The organism is Coriobacteriia bacterium (genome assembly GCA_031292615.1).
Taxonomy (GTDB): Bacteria; Actinomycetota; Coriobacteriia; order Anaerosomatales; family JAAXUF01; genus JARLGT01.
Window position 1 is genome coordinate 1 of the sequence record JARLGT010000129.1, and the last position, 6674, is coordinate 6674.

Consider the following 6674-nt stretch of genomic DNA (forward strand, 5'->3'; position numbering starts at 1 on the left):
CTGGGCGTGCGACGCATGGCCGAGCGCCACGCGATCGTGCGACGCCTCCACGCGGTCGAGACGCTCGGCTCCACCACGTTCATCTGCACCGACAAGACCGGCACGCTGACTCGCAACGAGATGGCGGTGCGCCGGATACTCGTGGGGATCGACGCCGCGAGCGTCACCGCCGAGCCGCGCGTGCAGCCCGACACGCAGGCGCCCTTCGCAGCCGACCTGGAGCTGCTGCTGACGATGGCGGCGTCGAACAACGACACCCACGTCGGTCCCGACGGCGTGTTGCTCGGCGACCCGACGGAGACGGCGCTGCTAGCCGCCGCGCAGACGCTGAGCGCCGATGGCCCGCGCCCGCAGCGCGTCGACGAGCTGCCGTTCGACTCGCAGCGCAAGCGCATGACCACGGTGCACGACGTCGACGGCGTCCGCGTCGCGTTTACCAAGGGCGGCGCCGATGTGGTGCTCGCGCTGTGCACGCGTGCGCTCGTACGAGGCCAGACCGTCGCGCTCGACGACGACCTGCGCGCGCGCATCCACACGAGCAACGCCGAGTTCGCCGATGCGGGCTTCCGCACGCTCGCCTTCGCGACGCGCGAGCTCGGCGAGGGGGGCTGGGGCGGAGCCGGCGCGCTCGCCGGTGCGGACGGCGCCTCGGCCGCTGTCAGCCCCGTGCTCGACCCGGCACTCGTCGAGCGCGACCTGACGTACGTGGGCATCCTCGGGCTGGTCGACCCTCCACGCGCCGAGGTACCGGCCGCGCTGGCCGAATGCCGCCGAGCGGGCATCCGAGTCGCGATGATCACCGGCGACCACGCGCTTACGGCGCGCGCGATCGCACGCGACATCGGCCTGCTCGGCGAGGGGGGCTCGCGGCGCGTCATCGACGGGCCCGAGCTCGGGGCGATGAGCGACGAGGACCTTGCGGCAGCCGTGTGCGACACCCGCGTGTACGCTCGCGTGAACCCGGAACACAAGCTGCGCATCGTCGAGGCGCTCAAACGAAGCGGCGAGATAGTTGCGATGACGGGCGACGGCGTCAACGATGCACCAGCGCTCAAGCGCGCCGACATCGGCGTGGCAATGGGCCGCGTGGGCACCGACGTCGCACGCGACGCGAGCGATCTGGTGCTAGCCGACGACGACTTCGCCACCATCGTGCACGCTGTGGAGCTGGGCCGCGTCGTCTACGACAACCTACGCAAGGTCATCCTCTTCCTGCTGTCCTGCAACATGAGCGAGGTGCTGGTCGTCTTCCTCACCGCGCTGTTCTCCCCCTCCACCGCTTTGCTGCCACTGCAGCTGCTGTGGATCAACCTGGTCACCGACGGGCTGCCCGCGCTCGCCCTCGGCGTCGATCCGAGCGACCCGGGCGTCATGGACCGCCCGCCGCGCGACGCGAGCAAGTCGATTCTCTCGGCGGGGCGTCAGCTACAAGTGGCGTGGCAGGGGCTCGTCATGACGGCGACGGTGCTCGGGCTCTACTACTTCGTCGCGCCACACATCCCTGGAACCACCGCCAGCGAGGCAAGAACGATGCTCTTCAGCGCGCTCGTGCTCACGCAGCTGCTTCACGCGTTCGACTTCCGGCGCGCCAGCGCAACCGTCTGGCACCCCAGCTCGCTGAAGAACCGCTGGCTGGTGCTCTCTTTGTGTGGGTCGATGGCGCTGCAAGCGGCTATCATCTACGTACCAGCGCTTTCCGAGGTCTTCAAGACGGCGCCACTCACGGGGGTGCAGTGGGCGGCCGTCATCGGCTCTGGTCTGCTCGCAGTCGTCGTGATCGACGCCTCCAAGCTGTTCGTCCACCACCAGCGATTCCCCCGAGGAGCTCGCTCATGACCGACGCCGCGACCCAGAGCCAAGATCCGCGAGATCTGAGTCACGCAGAGATCGCTCTGTTCGCTCACGAGCTCCGGGGCGCGCTGACCGTGATTGCTGGCTACACCGCCCTGTTGCGCCATCCGCTGACGGGAAAGGAGCGAGAGGCCGCCCTCGACGGCATCGAGCGGGCGATCGCTCGCGCCGACGTGCTGTGTGGAGACGCGCTCGAAGGCCACGCCCCGACGCCGGCGACTGCACGCGTCCTTGACCCCGTCTCGGTCACGGAACTCGCCGAGCAGACCGCGGCCGACCAGCACTCGGCAACCGGCCGCGACATCCGAGTACGCATCGAGACGCCGGTCGAACTGGTCGTCAAGGGCGACGGGCAGGCGCTGGCGAGGGTTCTCGGCAACCTCGTGGGGAATGCGGCAAAGTATTCGCCGGCTGACACGCCGCTCGACGTGTGCGTGACGCGCGAGGTGCGTCCGTTCTTGGGCGACGCCGCCGTCATCGAGGTTGCCGACCGAGGCCCCGGCATTCCCGCCGAGATGCGGGAGCGGGTCTTCGAGCCGTTCGAGCGCCTCGTGCGCGACGCCGAGACCCCCGGCACAGGGTTGGGGCTCGCTATCGTTAAAGACGTCGTGGTCGCCCACCACGGCAGCGTCGAGATCCTCGATCGCGAAGGCGGCGGCACGGTAGTGCGCATCGAGTTGCCCGCCGAGGTCGTCGGCGCGTACTAGCGGCCGACCGCGCGCTACGCTCGCGCCAACGCCTCGTTCCAGCGCGCCATGAGGTCGCGCGTGATCGGGCCCGGCTTCCCGTCGCCAACCGGTGCGTCGTCGAGGCGCACGATCGGCACGACTCCCCGGGTGGTCGACGTCAGGAAGACCTCGTCGGCCGTCAGCGCCTCGGCCAGCGCGATATCGCCCACGACAACCTCGTAGTCGTCCATCGCCATCTCCAGCACGAGCGAGCCGACCGTCCCCCACAGCACGCAGTCCGCTGGCGCGTGGATGCGGCCGTCGCGCACGAAGTAGACGCTCGCGCTTGCGGCTTCGAAGACGTTCTCGCCGTCGTGATAGAGCAGGTCCATAGCGCCGGCCTCGGCGGTCCTATCGCGATTGCGCAGCATCGTGAGGTAGCCGGTCGTCTTGGCCTCGGGCAGTTCTCGCTTGTGCCGCTCGGTGAGCAAGGCGCCGCCGGATTCGTAGAGCGAGGCTGGCGGCTCGTGCAGCTCGTGGGTGAGGATGAAGAACGTTGGCGTCGCCGGATCGAAAGCCATGCCGTCGGGCGAGACTCCGCCCGTCAAGACGAGTCGCACCGTGGCCTCTGCGTGCCCGTTGAGCTCGAGCAGCTCGTCGATGACAGCCGCAATCTCCTCGTCGGAGGCCGAGACTGCCAGCCCCAGCTTCTCGGCAGAGGCGCGGAGGCGTTGCAGGTGCTCGGCGAGCAGGAACGGCCGCCCATTGACGGTACGCAGCAGGTCGAAGACCGCGTATCCGCGCAGCAGACCGATGTCGAGCGGCGAGATGGCAGCATCTTCCTGCAGGAGGATGCGGCCGTTGAGATAGATGTGTTGTTTAGCCATACCGGCAGTTCTACCACATCGCTCAAAGAGAGGCGGCGCCGATCTGCTCGGCACCGCCTCTCGAAAGCTGATTCGCGATGCGCGAGGCGCTCGCAGCCTCGCTCCTATGCGAGCGGCTCCAGCTTCGCCGAGAAGTGCCGCAGGAACGGCGCCTGCTCCACGATGCGATAGCCCGGCAGCGACTCGCGCTGCTCGAAGGCCGCCGTGACAACCTCGATAACGTAGTCCATGTGGCTTTGCGTGTAGGTGCGGCGCGGGATGGCCAGCCGCACGAGCTCGCGCGGACCGTCCGACTCGGCGCCGGTCTCGGGATCGTGCGTGCCGAACATCAGCGTGCCGATCTCGCAGGCACGCACGCCACCCAGCTCGTACATCGCGTTGGCTACCGAGACGCCCGGGAACTGCGTGGGCGCCAGATGCGGAGCGAAGCGCTTGGCATCGAGGTAGATCGCGTGCCCGCCGGTCGGCCACAGGAGAGGGACGCCGGCGTCACGCAGGTGTTGGCCCACGTAGTGCGTGGAGGCGATGCGGTAGTTCAGGTAGTCCTCGTCGACGGCTTCCTGCATGCCGATGGCGAGCGCCTCGAGATCGCGTCCGGACAGGCCGCCATACGTCGGGAATCCCTCGGTGAGGATGAGGAGCACCTTCTCCTCTTGAGCGAGCGCCGCGTCGCGAGTGGCCAGGAAACCGCCCATGTTGACGATGGCGTCCTTCTTGGCGCTCATCGTGCAGCCCTCGGCCAGATCGCACATCTCGCGCACGATCTCGCGCACGGTCTTGTCGGCGTAGCCGGGCTCGCGCTGCTTGATGAGGAACGCGTTCTCGGTGATGCGGCAAGCGTCAAGGTAGAGCGGCGTGTTGTGCTCACGGCAGACCGCAGCGACCTCGCGCATGTTGCCCATCGAGACCGGCTGGCCGCCGCCCGAGTTGTTGGTGACGGTCATCATGACCAGCGGGATGCGGTCGACGCCGTACGCGGCGAACGCCGCTCGCAGACCCTCGACGTCCATGTCGCCCTTGAACGGGAAGTCGCTGTCCATGTCGGCGAGCTCGGAACTCGGGAGGTCGAGCGCGAGCGCGCCTCGGAACTCGACGTTGGCGCGGGTTGTGTCGAAGTGGCTGTTGTTGGGGACGACGTCGCCTTCCTTGCACATCACGCTGAACAGGATGCGCTCAGCGGCGCGGCCTTGATGCGTGGGGATGATGTGCTCGAAGCCGGTGATGTCGTTGACCGAGTCGCGGAAGTGGAAGTAGCTCGGGCTGCCGGCGTAGCTCTCGTCGCCGCGCATGATGCCGCCCCACTGATTGGCGCTCATTGCGCCGGTGCCGCTGTCCGTGAGCAGGTCGATGATCACGTCGTCGGAGCGCAGGGCGAAGATGTTGTAGCCCGCGGCTTTGATCATGTCCTTGCGTTGCTCGGCGGTGGTCATCTTGATCTGTTCGACGACCTTGATGCGGAACGGTTCGATGATTGTCTTGAACATGGCGCCTCCCGGTGCCACTTTGCGCGGCTCATTCTGAGAAGCTCGCGCGTACCGAGAGACAGTGTAGCGGCACATCGCGCAAACGGACGCACCGATTCGGCGGAGTTAGCGCCGAGATGCTTTCGATTCGAAGCTGCCGAGCGACCCTCGGGCCGCGTCAGACTACCGCCGAGGCGTGAGCGCCGACTCGACCAGCATCGTGCACAGCGCTGGGAACTCGATGCCGGCGGCACGCGCAGCGTCGGGCACGAGCGACGTCGAAGTCATGCCCGGGATCGTGTTGACCTCGAGCAGCCAGACCGTGCCGTCTTCCTCGACGATGGTGTCGGCGCGCGAGATACCTCGGCAGCCCAGTAGCTTGTGTGCGGCCACGGCCAGGCGCTGGCACTCCTCGGCGGCGGCGGCGCTCACTCGCGCAGGGATGATGTGCTTGCTAATGCCCGGCAGGTACTTGGAGTCGTAGTCGTAGAACTCGTGCTCCGGGACGATCTCGAGCGTCGGCAGTGCGGTTGCGTCCTCGTTGCCGAGAACCCCGATCGTGACCTCGACGCCCTTGACGAAGCGCTCGACGAGCACCTCTCGGTCGTAGCCGAACGCCTTTTCGATTGCGCCGGGTAGCTCGGCGGCCGAGTGGACGATCGTCATGCCCACGCTCGAGCCCTCGTTGGCCGGCTTGACCACGGTCTTCTCGCCCAGTGAATCGACCAGCGCGCCAATCTCGTAAAGCTCGCCTCGGCGGAGCACGGCGTAGTCGGGCGACTGCAATCCAGCATGCGCGAAGAACTGCTTGCTCTTCACCTTGTCGATAGCCAATGCGCTGGCCAGCACTCCGGAGCCGATGTAGGGCAGTTCGAGGAGCTCGCACAGTCCCTGGACGGTGCCGTCCTCGCCGTAGCGCCCATGCAGCACGATGAATGCGACGTCGGCCTCGGTGCCCGCCAGCGTCGCAACGAACTCGTCGTCGCCCGCGTCGATGTCGACCACGTCGAAGCCCGCCGAGTACAGCGCCTTGGACACCTGCGCGCCGCTGTTCAGCGAGACTTCGCGCTCGGCGGAGCGACCGCCCATGAGCACGGCGACGCGGATCTCCTCGGGATTGATCGTCACAACGAGCCCCTCTCTTGGCACTAGAACGGGCGGCCAAGCCTCAGATAGTCGACCAACATCAGCGCGCCGATCCAGATCATCGCGCCGATCAGCGTAGCCAAGGCGCCCTTCAACAGCGCCGAGATGAACATGAGCCCGATGCGGCGATTCTCGCGACCGATCCACGAGGCGAGCCAGACGATCAGCAGCAAGACCGGCCCAACTGCAAGCAGCACGAGCCCGCCGAGCATGCTCATCGTGTAGAGGTTCGTTTCGTAGGCAGCCTGGCCTACGGGAAGCATCTGGAGCTGCCAGACGGCGTACGCGGCGGCGCCGAGCCACACCACGAGGTAGCCGACGAACGGCCACCAGGAGACCGTCGTGCGCGGACCGACGACGCCCTGGAGCGCGGCTTCGTCGCCTTCGGCTGCGGCGACGGCTGCTGCTTCGGCGCCTTCGGGGGCAGCGCCCTCAGCTCCGGCTTCGGCGCCTTCGACTGCGGGCTCCTCGCCCTCGGCAGCTACGACGGCCTCACCCTCAGCGGTCACTGCCTCGCCTTCAGCTCCGGGAGCCGCCACCACGTGCTCGCCCTCTGTCGCCACGGTGCCCGGCGCGATGTCGTCGAGCGACTCGCCGGCGGTGGCGGCCGGGGCGGCGACTGCGGCAGCGCCCGCGAGCAGGGCGGCTTCGGCCGGAAC

The 6674-nt window shown here is 67.8% G+C and carries 6 protein-coding genes; 2 read left to right on the plus strand and 4 right to left on the minus strand.

The features are described from left to right. Nucleotides 1-1836, plus strand: a 1836-nt coding sequence (locus P4L93_12110; GenBank protein MDR3687686.1) for a cation-transporting P-type ATPase, incomplete at its 5' end; no start/stop codon positions are given. After that, nucleotides 1833-2558: a HAMP domain-containing sensor histidine kinase gene (locus tag P4L93_12115; protein MDR3687687.1), complete on the plus strand. Its 726-nt coding sequence runs from the start codon at nucleotides 1833-1835 to the stop codon at nucleotides 2556-2558. The genes P4L93_12110 and P4L93_12115, both read left to right, overlap by 4 nt. 14 nt (nucleotides 2559-2572) lie before the next feature. On the opposite strand, the gene P4L93_12120 is transcribed toward P4L93_12115, so the two are convergent. The 4 genes from P4L93_12120 to P4L93_12135 all read right to left on the minus strand — a co-directional run. Next, nucleotides 2573-3406 (minus strand): aminotransferase class IV, encoded by an 834-nt coding sequence (locus P4L93_12120; GenBank protein MDR3687688.1) that lies wholly within the window; start codon nucleotides 3404-3406, stop codon nucleotides 2573-2575. Nucleotides 3407-3510: 104 nt separating this feature from the next. Next, the gene (locus P4L93_12125; GenBank protein ID MDR3687689.1) at nucleotides 3511-4890 is read right to left on the minus strand and encodes a tryptophanase; all 1380 of its coding nucleotides are present in this window, start codon (nucleotides 4888-4890) and stop codon (nucleotides 3511-3513) included. A gap of 162 nt (nucleotides 4891-5052) precedes the next feature. Continuing rightward, nucleotides 5053-5997 (minus strand): D-alanine--D-alanine ligase, encoded by a 945-nt coding sequence (locus tag P4L93_12130; protein ID MDR3687690.1) that lies wholly within the window; start codon nucleotides 5995-5997, stop codon nucleotides 5053-5055. Between the two features lie 20 nt (nucleotides 5998-6017). Next, the coding region (locus P4L93_12135) for a hypothetical protein (GenBank protein MDR3687691.1) at nucleotides 6018-6674 on the minus strand (657 nt) is incomplete at its 5' end.

Coding starts and splice junctions, on each gene's coding strand:
- P4L93_12115 (MDR3687687.1), top strand. CDS start 1,833: ATGACCGACGCCGCGACCCAGAGCCAAGATCCGCGAGATCTGAGTCAC.
- P4L93_12120 (MDR3687688.1), bottom strand. CDS start 3,406: ATGGCTAAACAACACATCTATCTCAACGGCCGCATCCTCCTGCAGGAA.
- P4L93_12125 (MDR3687689.1), bottom strand. CDS start 4,890: ATGTTCAAGACAATCATCGAACCGTTCCGCATCAAGGTCGTCGAACAG.